This window comes from Salimicrobium jeotgali, from assembly GCF_001685435.2.
Taxonomy (GTDB): domain Bacteria; phylum Bacillota; class Bacilli; order Bacillales; family Halobacillaceae; genus Salimicrobium; species Salimicrobium album.
Genome location: NZ_CP011361.2, coordinates 1,527,477 through 1,547,548, shown reverse-complemented (window position 1 = coordinate 1,547,548; position 20,072 = coordinate 1,527,477). Strand labels below are relative to the sequence as shown.

21 protein-coding genes are annotated in these 20,072 nt (G+C 44.7%); 14 read left to right on the top strand and 7 right to left on the bottom strand.

Going from position 1 to position 20,072, the window contains the following annotated elements:
- Positions 1-276 precede the first annotated feature (276 nt).
- Genes pdhA through lpdA form a run of 4 tightly spaced genes read left to right on the top strand, consistent with a single transcriptional unit; the run spans position 277 to position 5,083 of the window.
- On the top strand, positions 277-1,359 hold the full coding sequence (gene pdhA / locus AAV35_RS07785; RefSeq protein ID WP_008589659.1) for a pyruvate dehydrogenase (acetyl-transferring) E1 component subunit alpha: 1,083 nt from the start codon (positions 277-279) through the stop codon (positions 1,357-1,359).
- A gap of 3 nt (positions 1,360-1,362) precedes the next feature.
- On the top strand, positions 1,363-2,340 hold the full coding sequence (locus AAV35_RS07780) for an alpha-ketoacid dehydrogenase subunit beta (protein WP_008589662.1): 978 nt from the start codon (positions 1,363-1,365) through the stop codon (positions 2,338-2,340).
- Between the two features lie 25 nt (positions 2,341-2,365).
- Positions 2,366-3,673, top strand: a complete 1,308-nt coding sequence (locus AAV35_RS07775) for a dihydrolipoamide acetyltransferase family protein (RefSeq protein WP_008589664.1) — start codon at positions 2,366-2,368, stop codon at positions 3,671-3,673.
- A 3-nt stretch (positions 3,674-3,676) separates the two neighbouring features.
- A complete protein-coding gene (gene lpdA, locus AAV35_RS07770; protein WP_008589665.1) occupies positions 3,677-5,083 on the top strand; it encodes a dihydrolipoyl dehydrogenase in 1,407 nt (468 codons plus the stop codon).
- Positions 5,084-5,198: 115 nt separating this feature from the next.
- On the opposite strand, the gene AAV35_RS07765 is transcribed toward lpdA, so the two are convergent.
- From AAV35_RS07765 to AAV35_RS07755, 3 genes are all read right to left on the bottom strand, one after another.
- Complete coding sequence (locus tag AAV35_RS07765) at positions 5,199-5,555, bottom strand: hypothetical protein (RefSeq protein WP_008589667.1); 357 nt, start codon at positions 5,553-5,555, stop codon at positions 5,199-5,201.
- Between the two features lie 223 nt (positions 5,556-5,778).
- Positions 5,779-7,311: a glycine betaine uptake BCCT transporter gene (locus AAV35_RS07760; protein ID WP_008589669.1), complete on the bottom strand. Its 1,533-nt coding sequence runs from the start codon at positions 7,309-7,311 to the stop codon at positions 5,779-5,781.
- 23 nt (positions 7,312-7,334) lie between these two features.
- Positions 7,335-8,399, bottom strand: a complete 1,065-nt coding sequence (locus AAV35_RS07755; protein WP_008589671.1) for an FUSC family protein — start codon at positions 8,397-8,399, stop codon at positions 7,335-7,337.
- Between the two features lie 140 nt (positions 8,400-8,539).
- Here AAV35_RS07755 and AAV35_RS07750 point away from each other — a divergent pair, with 140 nt between their 5' ends.
- The 4 genes from AAV35_RS07750 (at position 8,540) to AAV35_RS07735 (ending at position 11,079) form a co-directional block, all read left to right on the top strand.
- On the top strand, positions 8,540-9,388 hold the full coding sequence (locus AAV35_RS07750; RefSeq protein WP_008589675.1) for a polysaccharide deacetylase family protein: 849 nt from the start codon (positions 8,540-8,542) through the stop codon (positions 9,386-9,388).
- Between the two features lie 244 nt (positions 9,389-9,632).
- The gene (locus AAV35_RS07745; RefSeq protein WP_073991988.1) at positions 9,633-9,737 is read left to right on the top strand and encodes a GapA-binding peptide SR1P; all 105 of its coding nucleotides are present in this window, start codon (positions 9,633-9,635) and stop codon (positions 9,735-9,737) included.
- A 109-nt stretch (positions 9,738-9,846) separates the two neighbouring features.
- Positions 9,847-10,803 carry an NAD(P)H-dependent flavin oxidoreductase gene (locus AAV35_RS07740; RefSeq protein WP_008589677.1) on the top strand — a complete coding sequence of 319 codons (957 nt, stop codon included), beginning with the start codon at positions 9,847-9,849 and terminating at the stop codon, positions 10,801-10,803.
- Between the two features lie 6 nt (positions 10,804-10,809).
- Complete coding sequence (locus AAV35_RS07735; protein ID WP_008589679.1) at positions 10,810-11,079, top strand: UPF0223 family protein; 270 nt, start codon at positions 10,810-10,812, stop codon at positions 11,077-11,079.
- A 29-nt stretch (positions 11,080-11,108) separates the two neighbouring features.
- Here the strand turns inward: AAV35_RS07735 and AAV35_RS07730 are convergent, their stop codons facing one another.
- A complete protein-coding gene (locus AAV35_RS07730; RefSeq protein WP_008589681.1) occupies positions 11,109-11,732 on the bottom strand; it encodes a YktB family protein in 624 nt (207 codons plus the stop codon).
- Positions 11,733-11,954: 222 nt separating this feature from the next.
- Here AAV35_RS07730 and AAV35_RS07725 point away from each other — a divergent pair, with 222 nt between their 5' ends.
- Complete coding sequence (locus AAV35_RS07725; RefSeq protein WP_008589683.1) at positions 11,955-12,755, top strand: inositol monophosphatase family protein; 801 nt, start codon at positions 11,955-11,957, stop codon at positions 12,753-12,755.
- A 131-nt stretch (positions 12,756-12,886) separates the two neighbouring features.
- Here AAV35_RS07725 and AAV35_RS14355 read toward each other — a convergent pair whose 3' ends face one another.
- Positions 12,887-13,045 carry a hypothetical protein gene (locus AAV35_RS14355; protein ID WP_158221308.1) on the bottom strand — a complete coding sequence of 53 codons (159 nt, stop codon included), beginning with the start codon at positions 13,043-13,045 and terminating at the stop codon, positions 12,887-12,889.
- 115 nt (positions 13,046-13,160) lie between these two features.
- Between AAV35_RS14355 and AAV35_RS07720 the strand changes: the two genes are divergently transcribed.
- The gene (locus AAV35_RS07720; RefSeq protein WP_008589685.1) at positions 13,161-13,529 is read left to right on the top strand and encodes a YlaH-like family protein; all 369 of its coding nucleotides are present in this window, start codon (positions 13,161-13,163) and stop codon (positions 13,527-13,529) included.
- A 41-nt stretch (positions 13,530-13,570) separates the two neighbouring features.
- Here the strand turns inward: AAV35_RS07720 and AAV35_RS07715 are convergent, their stop codons facing one another.
- The gene (locus tag AAV35_RS07715; RefSeq protein WP_008589688.1) at positions 13,571-13,774 is read right to left on the bottom strand and encodes a YlaI family protein; all 204 of its coding nucleotides are present in this window, start codon (positions 13,772-13,774) and stop codon (positions 13,571-13,573) included.
- 132 nt (positions 13,775-13,906) lie between these two features.
- On the opposite strand from AAV35_RS07715, the gene AAV35_RS07710 reads away from it, so the two are divergent.
- Complete coding sequence (locus AAV35_RS07710) at positions 13,907-14,197, top strand: hypothetical protein (RefSeq protein ID WP_008589690.1); 291 nt, start codon at positions 13,907-13,909, stop codon at positions 14,195-14,197.
- An 83-nt stretch (positions 14,198-14,280) separates the two neighbouring features.
- Here AAV35_RS07710 and AAV35_RS07705 read toward each other — a convergent pair whose 3' ends face one another.
- Positions 14,281-14,775 (bottom strand): hypothetical protein, encoded by a 495-nt coding sequence (locus AAV35_RS07705; RefSeq protein WP_008589692.1) that lies wholly within the window; start codon positions 14,773-14,775, stop codon positions 14,281-14,283.
- Positions 14,776-14,974: 199 nt separating this feature from the next.
- Here AAV35_RS07705 and AAV35_RS07700 point away from each other — a divergent pair, with 199 nt between their 5' ends.
- From AAV35_RS07700 to pyc, 3 genes are all read left to right on the top strand, one after another.
- On the top strand, positions 14,975-15,256 hold the full coding sequence (locus AAV35_RS07700; protein WP_008589694.1) for an Fpa/YlaN family protein: 282 nt from the start codon (positions 14,975-14,977) through the stop codon (positions 15,254-15,256).
- 97 nt (positions 15,257-15,353) lie between these two features.
- Positions 15,354-16,544 (top strand): putative lipid II flippase FtsW, encoded by a 1,191-nt coding sequence (ftsW, locus tag AAV35_RS07695; protein ID WP_008589697.1) that lies wholly within the window; start codon positions 15,354-15,356, stop codon positions 16,542-16,544.
- On the top strand, positions 16,532-19,975 hold the full coding sequence (pyc, locus tag AAV35_RS07690) for a pyruvate carboxylase (RefSeq protein WP_008589699.1): 3,444 nt from the start codon (positions 16,532-16,534) through the stop codon (positions 19,973-19,975). The genes ftsW and pyc overlap by 13 nt, the downstream gene beginning before the upstream one ends.
- Positions 19,976-20,072 lie beyond the last annotated feature (97 nt).

Sequence of the window (20,072 nt, the reverse complement as noted above, 5' to 3'; positions counted from 1 at the left end):
TTACTGAAGTATTTAATCTAACTGGAGGCCTGTGTATTGACGGATTTGTTTTTGTTAGGCTAGACTGTTTAGTGGTAGAGCAATTGTACCAGTCAAAAACGGATTCGTTCCTGTAACAGTTACGAGGGACGAATTAGATGATTAATATCACGCCTCTCCGGGTATTGCGGGTAAGAGGTGCGGAATGTTTTCTTTGGCTGAATGCAGGCGGGAGTTAAGTCAGTTTTTTTCAGGGTGATACTTACATTTCAAATGGAAAGGAAGAGGTGACAGACATTGAAACGAACTCTAGAAAATATTGAAAAACAGTTCGAAACGTTTCAAATTCTGAATGAGCAAGGCGAAATAGTAAACGAAGAGGCTATGCCGGAGCTTTCGGACGACGATCTGAAAGAAATTATGCGTCGTATGGTATACACAAGAATTTTGGATCAGCGTTCCATCGCTCTCAACAGACAGGGGCGTCTCGGTTTTTACGCTCCTACAGCAGGACAGGAAGCCTCACAGCTGGGGAGTCACTATGCACTGGAACAGGATGACTTTATTCTTCCGGGCTACCGTGACGTTCCTCAGCTGATTTGGCAGGGTCTGCCGCTATACAAAGCCTACTTGTTCTCTAAAGGCCATTATATCGGTAACCAGATGCCTGAAGAGGTGAAGGCAGTAAGCCCTCAGATCATAATAGGTGCTCAGATCACCCAGGCGGCCGGTGTAGGACTCGGCTTCAAAAAGCGCGGTGAAAAGACAATTGCGATAACTTACACAGGAGACGGAGGCGCGTCTCAGGGTGACTTCTATGAAGGTGTGAACTTTGCGGGTGCCTTCGGTGCTCAAACGGTATTTGTCGTACAGAACAACCAGTATGCTATTTCCGTACCTTCCGAAAAGCAGACTGCTGCTCAGACGATTGCTCAGAAGGCAGTTGCTGCAGGTATTGAAGGTATACAGGTAGACGGTATGGACGTTCTCGCTGTTTATGCAGCAACGAAAGAAGCCCGTGAAAGAGCTATTAACGGTGAAGGTCCTACTCTGATTGAAACACTTACGTATCGTTACGGACCTCACACTATGGCCGGGGACGATCCGACACGTTACCGTACTGAAGACACTGATAACGAATGGGAACGAAAAGATCCGATCGTTCGTTTCCGTAAGTATCTTGAAAGCAAAGATCTATGGAGTGAGGAAGAAGAAAACGAAGTGATTGAAAAAGCGAAAGAAGAAATTAAAGCCGCCATCAAGGAAGCGGATAACACTGCCAAACAGAAGGTTACTGACCTGATGGATATTATGTATGAAGAACTTCCGCAGAATCTACAGGAACAACGGGAAGAATACGCTGAAAAGGAGTCGAAATAAATCATGGCACAAATGACAATGATTCAAGCCATCACGGATGCAATGCGCACAGAACTCGGCAATGATGAAAATGTGCTGGTCTTCGGTGAAGACGTTGGTTACTATGGCGGGGTCTTCCGTGCAACGGAAGGGCTGCAGGATGAATTTGGCGAAGATCGCGTGTTTGACACCCCTCTTGCCGAATCAGGTATAAATGGTATGGCGATAGGACTTGCTCTGACAGGATATCGTCCTGTCCCTGAAATACAGTTCTTCGGCTTTGTGTTCGAAACGATGGATGCAATTGCCGGCCAGATGGCACGCTACCGTTATCGTTCCGGTGGTACTCAGTCGATGCCGATTACGATACGTTCTCCTTTCGGAGGAGGAGTCAACACACCTGAGTTGCACGCGGACAGCCTTGAGGGGACTATGGCTCAAATGCCTGGACTTAAAGTTGTGATTCCGTCCAACCCGTATGACGCGAAAGGGCTTCTGATCCAATCCATACGCGATAACGATCCTGTTATCTTTCTCGAACACATGAAACTTTATCGTTCTTTCCGTGAAGAAGTTCCGGAAGAAGACTATACGGTGGAACTCGGTAAAGCATCAGTTAAGAGAGAAGGTTCTGACGTTACCCTTATCGGTTACGGTGCTATCGTCCACACAGCGCTGAAAGCGGCGGAACAGCTCGAAGAGAAGGGAGTTTCGGCTGAAGTTATCGACCTCCGGACAGTGAGCCCGGTTGATTATGATACTATCATCGAATCCGTGAAGAAGACGAACCGTGCAGTAGTACTGCAGGAAGCTCAAAAACAGGCAGGTATCGCTTCCAACGTTGTAGCCGAGATTCAGGAGAGAGCTATTCTTCATCTCGAAGCTCCAGTGTTGCGTGTTACTGCCCCGGATACACTCTATCCGTTTACCCAGGCGGAAAGCGTGTGGCTCCCTGATCACACTTCAATCATCGAAAAAGTTGAAAGTGTAATGAATTTTTAATAAACCAAGTAGGAGGTAATCCCTGATGGCATATGAATTTAAATTGCCGGATATCGGTGAAGGTATCCACGAAGGTGAAATTGCAAAGTGGTTTGTAGAGGAAGGGCAGGAAATTGCGGAAGATGATGTCCTTTGTGAAGTACAAAACGATAAAGCCGTAGTAGAAATCCCTTCTCCTGTAGAAGGAACTGTCAAAAAGATCCATGTAGACGAAGGTGTAACTACAACTGTAGGTACAGTTATTATTACGTTCGATGCAGAAGGTTACGATGACGGGTCCTCCGAAGAGGAAAGCGGAGAATCGGAAGAAGAAGCAAAAGAAGAGTCCAAAGAGGATTCGAAACAGGAATCCGAGCAGGAGCAAAGTGATGAAAAGCCGGCTGCCTCCGCTTCTTCCGAAAACGAAGAGGATGATGGTTCAAGAGTGATAGCCATGCCTTCGGTACGGAAGTTTGCGCGTGAAAAAGATGTTAATATCCAGAAAGTTCAGGGTAGTGGTAAAAACGGACGTATTCTGAAAGAGGATATCGAAGCCTATGCGAACGGAGAACAGTCGGAAGCTCAGGCTTCTGCAGAAGAAGAGACTCAGGAAGAGTCTGCCGGTAAACAGCAGGTTCCATCAGGCGAAGCCTATCCTGAAACTCGCGAGAAAATGAGCGGTATGCGTAAAGCAATTGCTAAAGCAATGGTGAACTCGAAGCATACAGCGCCGCATGTTACACTTATGGATGAAGTGGACGTGACGGAACTTGTAGCTCACCGTAAGAAGTTCAAAGAAGTTGCTGCTGAACAGGACATTAAACTGACTTATCTTCCATATGTGGTGAAAGCTCTTGTATCAACGCTTAAGAAATATCCGGTATTGAATACGTCTCTGGACGATGAAACAAATGAAATTATCCAGAAGCATTATTACAACATCGGAATAGCGGCGGATACGGATAGAGGACTGCTTGTACCTGTAGTGAAAGAAGCTGATCGCAAAGCGATGTTCACTATCTCTGATGAGGTGAACCAGCTTGCTGTTAAAGCTCGCGATGGTAAACTTACCGGAGAAGAAATGAAAGGTGCTTCCACTACTGTTACAAATATCGGCTCTGCCGGTGGTCAGTGGTTCACACCTGTTATTAACCATCCGGAAGTTGCGATACTGGGTATCGGAAGAATTGATGAGAAACCTGTAGTAAGAGACGGAGAAATTGTAGTAGCTCCGGTACTGGCAATCTCTCTAAGCTTCGACCACAGAATTATCGATGGTGTAACTGCACAGCAGGCAATGAATCACATCAAGCGTTTACTGAACGATCCACAACTAATTATGATGGAGGCGTAAAGTATGGTAGTAGGAGATTTCCCAATTGAAGTAGACACATTAGTAATAGGAGCAGGACCTGGCGGCTATGTAGCTGCCATCCGTGCTGCTCAAACAGGTCAAAAAGTTACTATCGCTGAAAAAGGAAATCTTGGAGGAGTATGCCTGAACGTGGGTTGTGTTCCTTCCAAGGCTCTTATTGAAGCAGCTCACAACTTCGAGAAAGCAAAAGGTGACGAGGATATGGGTATTTCATCCGAAAACACCACTGTAGATTTCTCTAAAGTACAAAGCTGGAAAGGCGGCGTCGTCCAGAAACTTACCGGCGGCGTACAAAGTCTTCTGAAAGGTAACAAAGTAGACGTTGTAAAAGGCGAAGCTTATTTTGTCGATCAGAATACAGTGAAGATTATGGATGAAAAGAAGTCACAGACTTACAAGTTCAAAGATTGCATTATCGCAACCGGTTCCCGTCCTATCGAAATTCCTAATTTCAAATTCTCTGAACGCGTTCTTGATTCTACAGGTGCGCTGGAGCTGAAAGAAATTCCGAAGAAACTGATTGTCATCGGAGGCGGATATATAGGTACAGAACTCGGTACTGCCTATGCAAACTTCGATACGGAAGTTACTATTCTTGAAGGAATGGATCGTATACTGAACGGATTTGAAAAAGATCTTGTTCAGCCGGTTAAGAAGAACCTGAAGAATAAAGGGGTCGAAGTAGTAACTAACGCCATGGCCCAGGGCGTGGAAGAAACTGAGGACGGTGTCAAGGTTACGTATGAGGTGAACGGCGAAGAAAAAACGGCAGAAGCAGACTATGTACTGGTTACCGTCGGCCGTAAACCGAACACGGATGAAATGGGTCTCGAAGAAATGGACATGGACATGGACGACAAGGGTTATATCCAGGTGGATAAACACAGTCGTACGAACTTCGAAAACATTTATGCTATTGGTGACATAGTTCCTGGACCTCCTCTGGCCCATAAAGCTTCTTATGAAGGTAAAATCGCAGCAGAAGTTATTGCCGGAGAGAAAGCGGAAGTGGATTACATGGCTATTCCTCTAGTCGCGTTCTCCGATCCGGAAATCGCTTCTGTAGGCTACACGAAAGAAACAGCTGAAGAAGCCGGCTATGAAGTAAAAGAGTCCAAGTTCCCGTTCCAGGCAAATGGACGCGCGCTGTCACTTAATAGTACAGAAGGCTTTCTTAAGCTTATTACAAGAAAAGAAGATGGCCTGATTATCGGTGGACATATCTCTGGTGCCAATGCTAGTGACATGATTGCCGAAATCGGTCTTGCTATCGAAACAGGTATGACAGCAGAAGATCTGTCACTCACTATTCATGCTCACCCTACTTTAGGTGAAATAAGTATGGAAGCAGCTGAAGTGGCAATGGGTCGTCCGATCCACACTATGTAATAGATCAGCATCCCTGCAGAAGGAATTCCTTCTGCAGGGTTTTTTTGAAATATAGACAGTTGTACAAACAGGTTCCACGCCATTAAAAAGCCATGAGTGCATGCTCACGGCTTTTTCAGGATAGTATGCTGTTAAGTTCACTAATGATTTTATTCGTGCTCAAATCGTTTCCTGAGACTTTCCCGACAGTCTTACCATCTTTCATAATGATTATAGCAGGCTCGTCCGTTAACGGGCGGGAGAGTTCCCGTTCATTAACTTTCTCTTTGGAGAAATTGAAGGAATAGGGAGCAGAGGCCTTGAATTCGAGCAATGCGTTCATATAGGACTTCGGAGTCCGGTTATCTTCATCAGAAACGACTATAAGGTCATAGTCATTTCCATCAGCATAAATGACATCCACAGTCGGAGTAGTTAAATGCAGGGTAAGGGTAAACAATACTATATAAATGAATAGGAAAGAGTACTTCACAGTCTGACCATCTCCTTCGCTTGTAACTCTTCCATTAACAATAACAAACAAAAAAGATTACCCCGGGGATGTAATTGAAATGTTATGAAAAAGACACCCGTTTGTAGACTCCGGTCATGTCCTCGAAATTTTCAGGTCGTTGCTTCTCCTGATAAGCGTCAGGAGATTCCGTATATTTCATAAAAATAGCACCCGGGCTAATTAGCCTCGGGTGCTTTAAAAATTATTTTTTCTTTCTTAAATCGACAAGTTTTTCTTCTTCTTTGAATGCTTTCATGAGTGAGAAACAGATTAGTATCAGGATGAAAGCAAACGGGAAGGCAGAAATGATGGCTGCCGTCTGAAGGGCACCTAAACCACCTTGCCAAAGCAGTACAGCAGCGGCACCGGCCTGGATGATACCCCAAGTGAACTTGACTTTACGACTCGGGTTCAGGCTTCCGTTTGTCGTCTGCATACCGAGTACAAATGTTGCAGAGTCGGCTGACGTAATGAAGAAAGTACTGATCAGCAACAATCCTACAGCAGACATGATACCTCCGAGAGGGAGGTGTTCAAGAGCTGAGAACAAGGCTACTTCCGTACCCAGTTCCGACATGTCGGAAAATACATCTATACCGTCAAAATACTCAAGGCCAATTGTAGTACCACCAAAAGCGGAGAACCACAGAGCGCCGAATACAGTCGGTACGAGCATGACACCCAGAACGAACTCACGGATGGTACGTCCTCTCGATACACGGGCGATAAACGTACCTACGAAAGGTGCCCAGGAAATCCACCATGCCCAGTAGAAGATCGTCCAGTCCTCTATCCAGGTATTATCCTGAGAGAACGGTGTAAGACGGAAACTCATGTACGGTAAGTCTCTGATGTAACCGCCGAAGGAAGTGGTGAAGAAATCCATGATGAAGTTTGTAGGTCCGGCGAAAATAACGAAAATAAGCAGTAAGATCGCCAAAACGATGTTGGTGTTACTTAAATACTTGATTCCTTTGTTCAATCCTGTCATAGCAGAAATCATAAACAGGAAGGTTACTATAACGATAATGATAAGTTGAAGGAAGAATGTATCTTCCAGACCCGGTATAGTAAACGAAAGACCACTGGAGATCTGCAGTGCACCCAAACCGAGAGAAGTAGCGACACCGAAAATTGTAGCAAATACTGCTATGGAATCGATGGTGATCCCTATAGGACCCTGAATTCTCTTTTCACCTAGCAAAGGTACGAGTGCCGTACTTATAACTCCGGGAGCGTTTTTTCTGAATTTGAAAAACGCAAGGGCGAGCGCCAATGTGGCATAAACGGCCCAAGGGTGTATGCCCCAGTGGAAGAAAGTATATTTCATGGCAGAATAAGCGGCGTCCGGCGTCTGTCCTTCCTGTCCCTCTACAGCAGGAGTGTGGAAGTGGGACAACGGTTCTGCCGCTCCCCAGAAAACGAGCCCGATACCCATACCTGCACTGAAAAGCATGGCAAACCAGGTAATGTACGGGTACTCCGGTTCATCTTCCGGTTTTCCGAGTTTCAGTTTTCCGTATTTAGAGAAAACCAGGTATATAGCAAAAATGACAAAACCTGTAGTAGAGAGCAGATAGAACCAGCCAAACTTATCGGTCAGAAACCCCTGGATCTGTGATGTGACGTTGGAGAGGTTAGCGTTAGGTAAGACACTCTCCGGAATCACTCCCCATGCGATAAATAAGAACGCAATAACTACTGAAATATAGAATACTTTTGTTACTTGATTCATCAAGCTTTCATCCTTTCCTGTTTTTAATCATCATAAGTGATGATATGGTCTTCGTGCTTTTTCGTCAACAGGTGCATTTCTTCGAGCACGTCATGAAAAGACAATAATTCATAAATAAGCACTACTTCCGCGACGAAATGATGACGATATCCATACCTCTGCTCAATGTGATGTTCTCTCCATTCCCAGAGACGCTGATCGAGGTCTTCCACGAGTTTGAATTGCTCCTCACTTATTTTGTGAGTTTTGTCTGTAATCACCTGGGCATAAAGTTTCCCGAGGTACAAAATCAATTCTTTTTCGTTTTCATCAAATGAAGGTGTAGTCTCACGGGCATAAAGCATATTACCGAGCTGATACACAATCTGGTGCATCAACGATAAGTGTTCTTTCACATACACAAGCTGTTTTAGATCGCCCCTTGAGTGCCTGTGATACTTCCATTCTTCACGTTGGAAATTCAAAAGAACTTCCGTTCGCTCGAGTCTGGTTGTAAGCTGACGGTGCAACCGCCTCAGGAAGGAAGTCTTCTGCCTGGATTCGTCCGTAATATCGAGCAGGATTTTACGAAGCAGCTGGCTGGCGGTTCTGTTCATCATGTAAAGATTTTTCAGGATCGTAGTTGTATAGTTGGGAGGGAGTAGAAAGAAATTCACAAGAGTAGAAACGACGATACCAATAGAGGTAGTACCCAACCTTACTATAAACGAAACAATTTCGTTGTCCCCGAAATCAGGGATCATGGCTATTGCAGTAATCGTTGCAACAGTAATACCGTCATCGAGTTTCAGCTTATGACATATCCCAATCGTTAACATTGCTGCGAGCCCATAAGCAAGGGCTCCTTTGTCGAACATCGAATACATCATTACCGCAATCAGTGCCCCTATTGCAGCGGCCGGAAAGCGCACAGCCGCTTTCCGGATAGAGGCGACAACTGTATGTTCAATAGTCACTACAGCAGTAATGACGGCAAAAACGACAGGCAGATCGAAAAAAGAACAGATTAGTGCCGTAATAAACACCGATATCCCGGTTTTTACCGTACGCCCTCCAAACAAGTTAAACCGCTTCAAAAACTGCATCATTTGAAAAAGACCACCTTCAGATAGCGTCTCGATAAGTCACGATTCCATATTATAATACAAATCTTCTTATATTAATAGTGAATATGGGGAAACTGTACTATAATTATAGGATATTACATATTTAGACAGGAGGATTCAAAATGAAAAAATGGTTAATGGTGGCGATTTTTCTATTACTTTCAGCCTGCAGCAGCACTGGTGATGCTACGTCAGGCACCGAAGAAAGCCCGAAAATGAATGACCAGGAACAGGAAGAAAGTGAAGCTGAAGAGAAAGAAGGAGAAGCTGAAGAGAAAGATAAAGCTGAAAAGAAAAAGAAGAAAGATGATGAAAGTCAGGAGGATAAAGAAAAAGCTCCCGGTACTGAATATGTTCTCCAGGAAGACTGGTCATTCGCTCCGGCGGGGGAAGGCGAGAGTAAAGTAGCGCTTCTCACAATCGATGATGCTCCGGATGAGTACGCACTGGAAATGGCCAAAAAACTGAAAGATAAAAAAGCTCCCGCCATCTTTTTTGTTAACGGCCATTTTCTGAATACTGAGGAAGAAAAGAACACACTTAAAAAGATCCATGACCTGGGTTTTCCTATCGGTAACCACACGGAAACCCACACTTCTTTGCAGGACCTTACAGAAGAAGAACAGTACGAACAAATTGTAGGAGTAAGTGATAAAATCGAGGAAATCATTGGAAAGCGCCCTGATTTCTTTCGCGCTCCATTCGGACAGAATACAGAGTACTCCGAGCAGCTCGTTAAGGAAGAGGGGATGCTCCTTATGAACTGGACATATGGCTACGACTGGAACGAAGAATATACAGATGCCTCAAGCCTTGCTGATATTATGGTCAATACGCCGTTGCTGCGTGACGGGGCTAATTTGTTAATGCACGATCGCGAATGGACGAACAAAGCTTTGAACGATATCATTTCAGGTTTAAGAGAGAAAGGTTATACATTACTTGACCCCGCCCGGATTAAACGACCTTAAGAGGGAAAGTACTGGAATTCAGTTTTCAGGGATTGCTTCCGCCGATTTATCACTGATAAACGGCGGAAGTTTTTTTATGGAATTTCTCCTTAAAAATCTTTTTGCAAATAGAATATATTAACCGCTTTTATTAGTATGACATTTTTATAAAAAAGTTATACTATACTGTTGACGAAAGCAGTATTTACCCATATAATAAAATTACATTGAAAGCGATACCAAAATTAGAAAGGATGGATGAGAAATGGGTACAATTGTTTGCCAGGATTGTCAGAGAGTCATCGAGCACTACGAGGACGAAAAGGTTTCGACTCTTTACGGTACTTGTCCTACTTGCAACTCGAAATAATCTATCTTCCAGAAACCGCCGGGCTGCCCGGCGGTTTTTTATTTGCAGGATTGCAGAGCGGTAATACCTGCGGTCAGTTTATGCTACACTTGAAGCAGGGAGGGATAATATGGACTGGAATACGAAAGTTACAGATTTATTGGGCATACGATATCCGATCATCCAGGGAGGACTTGCTTACCTGGCTTATTCGGAACTCGCTTCTGCCGTTTCCAATGCCGGAGGTCTCGGACAGATCACCGCGATGAGCCTGGGATCTCCTGAAGAGCTGAGGGAAGAAATAGAAAAAACGAGAGAAAAAACAGTTTTTCCATTCGGTGTAAACTTTGCCATCGGTAATCATGGCCGCCCGTATGAGGATATGGTTAAAGTGGCAGTGGAAGAAGAAGTACCCGTCGTTTCAGTAACAGGTGGTAATCCAAAAGGGGTTCTGGAATTGCTCAAAGGTACTGCGATCAAAAAAATAGTACTTGTAGCTGCAAAACGTCAGGCCGTAAAAGCCGAAGAACTTGGTGCTGACGCCGTTATGGTTGTCGGTCAGGAAGGTGGAGGTCATATAGGGCGTTCAGATACAGGAACATTTGTATTGACTCCGGAAGTTGTGGATGCAGTCTCCATACCTGTAATTTCCTCCGGAGGCATTTCGGACGGTCGCGGCCTGATGGCAGCTCTCGCTCTTGGAGCAGAAGGTATCGAGATGGGTACAAGGTTTATTGCTACGGAAGAATGTGTGCACGCTCACGAGGCTTATAAGGACAAAATAGTGAGCGCAGGTACAGATGATACTGCAGTTATCAAAAGGTCTCTCGGCTCTCCGGCACGGGCGCTTGCAAATACATGGACCGACCGGATTCTTTCACTGGAAGAAGAAGGAGCCGATTACGAAAAAATGAAAGATTATATTTCAGGGGAGGCTAATAAGAAGTACATTTACGAAGGACTCGAGCAGGAAGGCTTCGGATGGGCCGGCCAGGTTTCAGCAAGAATCAGTGAGGTGGTAAGTGTCCGGGAATTATTCAATGAAATTATTTCAGAAGCGGAATACATAAGCGAGAAGTGGAGGTGAGTTCTAATGGGCTATACTTACCCTATTGATGAGGAGTACTGGTCGAAGGAAGAAATTATAGATGTCGTGAATTTTTACAGTCTGGTTGAGAAAGCTTATGAAGAAGGTGTAAAGAAAGAAGATTTTAAACACGCTTATGCGCGTTTTAAACAGATAGTGCCTTCAAAAAGCGAAGAAAAAACTTTGTTCAGGCAATTTGAACAAGTTTCGGAATATTCTCCGTACCATGTAGTCAAAGAGTCCGGGCGGGACGATATCAATTATATTAAAATGTGAAGGGACCCCTTTTGGCCCCTTCACATTTATTAGACATTCATTGCTTTTTTGTACAGTGGCAGAAGAGTCTCGAACGTTTTTTGAGCCTCATTGATAAAAGCATCGCCGTCCTTTAATAAATCATCGTCTGATGAAAAGCGGCGACCTACGAGAAACTCTCCTTTTTTCACATCCCGGAAACGGTGAAGAGTTTCTGATAAGTTCTCTTCATTGTATACGAGAGCCTCATTCTTTGTGTGATCTTTGGATAGTACATAATGATCAGGGATTCCGGACTTCAGGAGATCGGAATCTTCCAGAAATGCTTCCGCTATTCTTTCTTTGTCAGGCAGCTCGTAAATAAATGCCAGCCAAAGAAAAACGTTGTCTCCCCAGAGACCGATCTGGAAATGGGGAAGTTTCTTGTACCCGCGTTTATTATTAGCGATCGCGGCCCATGTGTCATTTGGAGGATTTTTGCTTCTCCGGGCATGTTTCGCTACGTGGACGTACATTTCCTCTCCTGTTTCAGCAGAAATCGCCGGTTGAAGTTCATGGGCGATTTCTTCCAGTTTCGGAGAAAGCCGGAATCGGAGCGCTTCCATCCTGTTCTCCAGACCTTCAATAGAAAAGACGTCAAAATCTTTTTCGGAAAAACCGCTGAACCCGTTCATATTATCACCTCGTTTAATAGTAACAATCCAAAGTTTAACACAGATAAAGGTGAAAAATTAATGGAGGGTAAGATTATTTGAAAGAATTCCGGGGTACTGTGTCTGAAGCCCACTTTCCGCTATAAGAAAGGGCGTCATCACGTAATGCAACTGAAATCCGTGTAAAGATCAGCGGCTTTTGATAACATTGAAGACAACACAGGTGTAAAAGGAGCTCATTTAATGGACACTAAACAAATACTGCAGTACGCCAGATCCTGGGTTCTCGAAGCAGGAGAAGAAATCAGGACAAATATTAACGAACCTCTGCAAATAGATACGAAATCAACACCGGATGATCTTGTAACCCATATGGATCAGCAGACTGAAAAGTTTTTTGCCGATAAAATCAGGAATCAGTTTCCGGACCACAGAATATTCAGTGAAGAGGGGATGGGCGACGACATCTCCGACCTTGAAGGGGTTGTATGGATTGTAGACCCTATCGACGGAACTATGAATTTCGTCCATCAGCAGAGAAACTTTGCGATTTCGATAGGGGTGTATGAAGACGGCACGGGTGAAATCGGTTTGATTTATGATGTAATGAATGATGTGCTTTACAGTGCCGTAAAAGGAGAAGGAGCTTACAAGAACGGTGATCGTCTTCCTCTGCTGTCGACTACAGAACCTTTGAAGCGTTCTATATTTTCATTGAATACTACGTGGCTTTTAGAAGAGAACAGGCTTGTGGAAGCTTCAGGTATACGGGAACTGGTGAAAAGTCTCAGAAGTACGAGATCCTACGGGTCAGCGGCTCTGGAATTTGCCTTTCTTGCTGAAGGAGTTCTTGACGGGTACGTGACTATGAGCCTTATGCCGTGGGATATAGCTGCAGGCAAAGTGCTCGTTGAAGAAGTAGGGGGAGTAGTTACAACAGGAGATAACAGTCCCCTGTCCATGATGGATCGTACGAGTGTTTGTGCTGCAAGAAGGAACATCCACGAGGAGACAGTGGAGAACTATATCAACCTTAAGAAATAATAAAAAACCTTCAACATATCAAGGGCGGCCATAACTTGGCCGGCCCTTTTATATTTGATGAAACGGCAGTCCGGAAAGAGCGTTTTTGAGACATCGGCGCTTCCGGGGCCGGTCAACGCCAAGGATGAAGATTATGTATTCTCATTTTTGTTGATTTTAATTCCGTAACCCATAATTCCGCCTCCTGCAACGAAAAACAGAGCAGCCAGCCAGAAAAGTTCTATAGCTATCGAAAAGCCCGTAAATACGAAACACAGAATTACAGCAGTCGCCAATAAGATATTCCTCAATGTTCTCACCTCGATTCCAATATTAGTATAAAACAAATTAATCGTAACTTAAACAATTGGCACAGCTGCAAATATTTAGTATGATGAGTGAAGATAACTTTGAGGGGGAAGCAACATGCAGGCATCACCAACACTGACAGTTCCTGAAGATTTATGGCCGGTGGCCGATTTCTTTTTCAGAGGTCTCGGTCCTGAGATAAACCTTAACAATGCAGGCGAAGCTGCATCTTTATTCCAAAGCTTCTTCTGGTTATACCTTACTACAGTCATATTGACTGTAATCACTTTCAAGCTCGGTTTCGCTAAGAAGCTGCCATTACTTAAAAACGTTGTGGTCTACACGGTTCTTGTGATCGGTACTTTTCTGTTGACGCTTATGCTCGGGTTGAACTTACCACTGGCGGAAAGTCTGATTGTAACTGCAGTGGTTCTGGGTCTTTACAGACTGAGGCTCTCCAGAGAGAGAAATGGGAAACAGGCATAGAAAAAGCCTTCCCCAAGCGGGAGAGGGCTTTTTTACGGGAATCAGGAGAGATAGTGTTCGTTTTTTATCTCGCGACGAAAAATGAAGTTCCCTGAATTGACCCGTTTGGCAGTATTGTCTGCGATGCGGTCATGACACGTCTGGCACATGTATGTGGAATTCCTGCGATTGCGGAGTCTTTTAGCCTGAAGACTTTTACTGTTGATTGATTCTATATGGTCACATATAACACATTGTACTCTCATACTACTCACCTCTTCCCTGATTGTATCACAGCAGTTGAATATTTTCCCTTCAAAAAGAAGCTATTCTTTTAAAGTTTGAATGGTGTATAATAGGGTAAGACTACATGTAGCACTAAAGGAAAGGGTGGTAAGATGAGAAAGCGATGGAAGCTGGCACTGGCAGGAGCTATCACAGGTGGAGCTGCTGCATATCTCATGTATGATGAAGAGCGGAGAACTCAAATGACTTCTAAAGTGAGTCAGTTAAGCAAAAAATCAAACGATCTTAGTGATATGCCGATAAGAGAAGCCGGCGAACCGGAAGCGGACAATCTCCAAAACTCGAAAATGGTATCGGAGGGGTCCCAGTTCGGAGTCCAGTATTACAATGAGCTGACCGAAAAAGAGAGAGAAATTCTTGAAAAAAGCCGAGAGCAGGATTGATGTAAGAACCCCCGTTTCACAAAGGTGAACGGGGGTTCTTTCTGTTGTTTACGATGTTTCAGTACATTCGGTATGAACACTGACTATTCGAACCTGATTTTTTTAATCCCCGTAATAGGTTCGTCTTTGTTGGAGCCGTCTCCCATGTAGAGATGGATAGGGCCGTCATCCTTCAAAGGCTTTCCTTTTTCGGCGAATAGGGCGTAGGCGTCACGAATTTCTTCTGCGGTGACTGATTTTTCTCCTTCTGAAGTTTCAAGAATTGCTGTTTTTGCCTCATCATGAATGTCGCTTGTATGTAAAAAAGGCAACAGAGGCATTAAAAATGTTCCTTTTACAGCCCGCTCTTTTTCATAGCGGTTTACGCTTTTGTTGACAGGGGGAGTAACTTTCTGCTGATACATGGCTCTATTGAAGCGTTCCGCCTGTTCGCGCAATTCATCAATCTCCCTTTCCTCCTCGGAAGTGATTCCGTCTTCAAAAATTTCGGAAAACGTAAGTTTACGGTCGTCAAAAATCCAAACGGTGGGATCCAGGGTAATAGGGTAAGTAACCTTACCGGTAATTTGTACAATCATGGATGATAGCCGCCTTTCCTTAAACAATTTATTTCACATGATAGCAGAATTCCCCCGGTATTTCATTAAATTGGACCCCGCTGTCGCTGAATTTTTATTTTTTTGCTATAATAGGTAAGGATTCAGTGATCGTTATGTTGCATTTCACCCTGATAAACGATAATATTAAATGAAAGAATACAGAAGAGGGGGGAGTTGAATGTTGTCTGATGTAGCAGTTGATCAGCGGGAGAAAGCATATGCCCTTCTTAAAGCGGACGCAGATAAAATTCTTCAATTAATTAAAGTACAAATAGATAATTTGACTATGCCCCAGTGCCCGTTATATGAAGAGGTACTGGATACCCAGATGTTCGGATTGTCGCGGGAAATCAATTTTGCGACAAGGTTGAATCTTATAACCGAAGAAGAGGGCAAAGAGCTTCTCGACAACCTGGAAAAACAGCTGAATGTTTTACATGAAGCATCTCAACGGTCATAAGTAAAGGCTCAAATTGCGACCTTCAGTTGTAATTTGAGTTTTTTATTACATATACGTTTTCAGAATATTAAAAGGCTTTAGTTAAGGGATGAGATATATGAAAATATGGAAATCATTAGATTTCACTTTAATGTTCGCACCACTGGTACTTATAGGATTCGGCACAGTGATGATCTATAGTGCGAGCATGGTGGATGCACCTGTTAAATTCGAAGTAGAACCGAACCACTTCCTGCTTAAACAGCTGCAGTGGGCGGTGATCGGACTGGCAGTCTTTCTGGTAGCGGCGTTCATCCCGTACAGGCAGTACCGTAGGTTCGTTAAACTTACCGTACTTATTATGGTACTGTCACTGGTAGGAGTTTTCATTTTCGGAGAGACGAGGAACAACGCAACGTCGTGGTATGTATTCGGGGGGTTCAGTGTCCAGCCCGCCGAATTTGTGAAAGTCGGACTGGTACTTTATTTAGCGTCTGTATACGCAAAAAAGCAGCCCTACATAGATAATTTCACTCAAGGGGTTCTTCCACCTTTGTATTTGACTTCGCTGCTGCTCGGCTTAATCATCATGCAGCCTGATATAGGAACAGCCGCTGTTATAGCAATGATAGCTGCAAGCGTCGTAATTTCTTCCGGGATCAGAATGAAGCACGTAATGATTTTAGTGAGCGGTATAGTGCTGGTCACGGTACTTGCCAGCCAGCAGATGATAACGGATGAGCGGGCCTCCAGGTTTACGGGCGCCTACCAGCCGTTTGAGACTCCGGATGCGGACGGTTATCATCTGATCCAGTCTTATATAGCTATTGGCAGTGGCGGTCTGACAGGAGAAGGACTGGGGCAGGGCGTCCAGAAGTTGGGTTACCTGCCTGAACCTCATACAGATTTCATTATGGCGGTCATTGCCGAGGAACTGGGATTCATTGGAGTGGTGATCACTCTTGGTCTTCTGGCTCTCTTCGTGTTACGGGGGCTTTATATAGCTAAGAAGTGCGAAGATCCTTTCGGTTCTTTACTGGCCATAGGGATATCTTCCATGGTCGCTATACAGGCGATAATTAATTTAGGTGCTATGAGCGGATTGCTTCCTATAACAGGGGTCCCTCTTCCTTTTGTAAGTTATGGCGGGTCGGCTCTGCTGATATTCATGCTCGCCGCAGGGATGCTGAACAGTGTAGCCAGAGGGGTTCGCTTCAATGAAGAGAAAGAAGTGAGGGAAAAAGAACCCGGCCAGTTCAAGGGGAGAACCATCAATAAAAATCGAGGAGTGAAATCATGGCAGAATTAAGGAAGATCGAAAAAGTACTCGTCGCTAACCGCGGGGAAATTGCTATCCGGGTATTTCGTGCATGTACTGAGCTCGATATTAGAACAGTGGCGGTTTATTCTCAGGAAGACACAGGCTCTTATCACAGATATAAAGCGGATGAAGCTTATTTGATCGGGAAAGGAAAGAAACCGATCGACGCTTACCTCGATATCGAAAATATCATAGAAGTGGCCAAGGAAGTAGGGGTGGATGCCATTCACCCGGGCTATGGCTTTTTGTCTGAAAACATCCATTTCGCAACACGCTGTGAAGAGGAAGATATCAAATTCATAGGCCCCGGGAGCAGGCAGCTTGAAATGTTCGGTGACAAGGTGAAGGCGAGAGAGCAGGCGCAAAAAGCTGATATTCCACTGATTCCGGGTACCGACAAACCCGTAGCCGGAGTGGAAGAAGTACAAAAATTCGGCGAAGAACACGGATATCCGATTATAATCAAAGCTTCTATGGGAGGCGGAGGCCGCGGCATGAGAATTGTCCGGACTTCCGGAGAGCTCGAGGAAGCTTTCGAGAGAGCCAGAGGAGAAGCGAAAGCGGCGTTTGGCAGTGAAGAAGTCTACGTCGAAAAACTAATTGAAAATCCTAAACATATCGAAGTCCAGATCATCGGTGATGAAGATGGAAATGTGGTACATCTTTATGAACGCGACTGTTCCGTGCAGCGACGGCATCAGAAAGTGGTTGAGATGGCGCCGAGTATGTCCTTGGCCGGCACACTGCGGGAGAATATTTGTGACGCAGCTGTCAAGCTGATGCGGAATGTTGGATATGTGAATGCCGGAACTGTGGAATTTCTGGTTGCCGATGGAGAATTTTTCTTTATTGAAGTCAATCCGCGGGTACAGGTGGAACATACAATCACTGAAATGATAACAGGAATTGATATCGTTCAGACTCAAATCAAAGTGGCGGAAGGCCATCCATTGTTTGAAAGTTACATAGGGATACCATCCCAGGAAAACTTAGTTACGAGCGGCTACGCTATTCAATCAAGAGTTACGACGGAAGACCCGCTGAATAACTTCATGCCTGACACCGGAAAAATCATGGCCTACCGTACCGGAGGAGGGTTCGGAGTACGTCTGGATGCAGGTAACGGATTTCAGGGTGCGGTGATTTCCCCGTTCTACGATTCCTTACTTGTAAAAGTGTCTACCTGGGCCCTTACATTTGAACAGGCTGCACAAAAAATGGTCAGAAATTTAAAAGAGTTCCGAATTCGTGGTATCAAAACAAACATTCCTTTTCTGCAAAATGTTATTCAACATCCGCAGTTTATCAAGGGCGAATACAGCACCACATTTATTGACAATTCTCCTGAACTATTCGTGTTTCCGAAAAGAAAAGACCGCGGCACCAAAATGCTGCAGCACATAGCTGATAAAACGGTGAACGGATATGATGGAGAAGGCGGCAGAAAGAAACCTGACTATCCAGATCCGCGGGTCCCGGAACTTCCGCGCACTGATGAATTTCCGAAAGGTACCAAACAGATTCTGGATGAAGAAGGGCCGGAAGCACTGATGAATTGGCTGAAAGAACGAAAAGAAGTACTTCTTACTGATACGACGTTCAGGGATGCTCATCAGTCGCTGCTTGCCACCAGGGTGAGAACAAAAGACCTCGAAACGATAGCAGAACCTACGGCACGTCTTCTGCCCGAACTTTTTTCCTTAGAAATGTGGGGAGGAGCTACGTTTGATGTGTCTTACCGCTTTTTGAACGAAGATCCGTGGTCCCGGCTGCTTAACTTACGGGAAAAAGCTCCGAATGTTCTTTTCCAGATGCTGCTCCGTGCCTCCAATGCTGTAGGATATAAAAACTACCCGGATAACCTGATTGAAGAATTCGTAGAGAAAAGTGCGAATGCAGGAATAGACGTCTTCCGGATTTTCGACAGTCTAAACTGGGTGGAAGGTATGAAACCTGCCATCGAAGCCGTCAGAAAGACAGGTAAAATAGCGGAAGCCGCCATGTGTTATACCGGGGATATTCTCGATCCGGACCGTTCTAAATACGACCTGGATTATTATGTTGAACTGGCAGGCGAACTTGAAGAGGCGGGTGCTCATATCTTAGGGATAAAAGATATGGCAGGACTCCTTAAACCTGAAGCTGCATACCAGCTGATAAGTGCGTTGAAGAAGAAAGTCTCCATTCCTGTGCACCTCCACACCCACGACACAAGCGGGAATGGTATTTTCACGTATGCAAAAGCAGTTGAGGCTGGAGTTGACGTAGTGGATGTTGCTGCAGGTTCAATGGCAGGAATGACTTCCCAGCCGAGTGCCAACAGTTTGTACTATGCTCTCGAAGGCAGTGACAGAAGGCCCGGACTGGATATACAAGCTTATGAGAAACTCGGACATTACTGGGAAGATATAAGGGATTATTATGAAGAGTTTGAAAGCGGTCTGCGTGCCCCTCATACTGAAGTGTATGAACATGAGATGCCGGGCGGGCAGTATTCGAATCTTCAGCAGCAGGCTAAAGCCGTAGGCCTTGGTGACCGGTGGGATGAAGTCAAAAGAATGTATAGACGGGTGAATAACATGTTCGGGGATATCGTTAAAGTGACCCCTTCTTCAAAGGTTGTGGGGGACATGGCTTTGTTCATGGTGCAAAATGATCTGAACGAAGATGACGTGTATAATAAAGGGGAAACGATTGATTTCCCGGACAGTGTCATCGAATTTTTCCAAGGGTATCTGGGCCAGCCCTACCAGGGATTCCCTGCCGAACTCCAGCACCTCGTTCTGAAAGGAAAAACGCCTCTTCAAGATCGGCCGGGGAAATTTTTAGACCCTGTTAACTTCAAAGAATTGAAAGAGACGCTGTTCCATAAGCTGGACCGTCAAGTAACAAGCTTCGATATGATAAGCTATGCACTTTATCCTAAAGTTTACATGGATTATCAGAAATTCCTTGATCAGTACGGGGACATGTCGATGCTGAACACTCCCACTTTTTTTTACGGAATGAGACTGGGCGAAGAAATTGCAGTAGACATCGAAAAAGGGAAAACTTTGATAGTGAAACTGGTGTCCATAAGTGAAGCGCAGGAAGACGGAACCAGAACTGCATTTTTTGAGCTTAACGGACAGCCGAGGGAAGTAGTTGTAAAAGACAATAGCATTACTGCCACTACAGCCGTGCGACCACAGGCGGACAAATCAGATGAAAAGCATATCGGAGCCAGTATGCCCGGTACTGCTGTAAAAGTTATGGCTGCAGCAGGTGAAAAGGTCACTAAAGGGGACCATTTGATGGTGACAGAGGCTATGAAAATGGAAACGACTGTACAGGCTCCTTTTGACGGAACGATTAAAGCCGTTCACGTAACAGATAATGCAACTATTCACGTGGGAGATCTACTTATCGAATTTGAATAGAATACAGCCCGGCTTCAGGTGCCGGGCTGTATTTATGAAAAGTCTCCTTGCAAAAATAGTCGTGTAATGGTAAAAATGAATATGTCCTCACATTTAC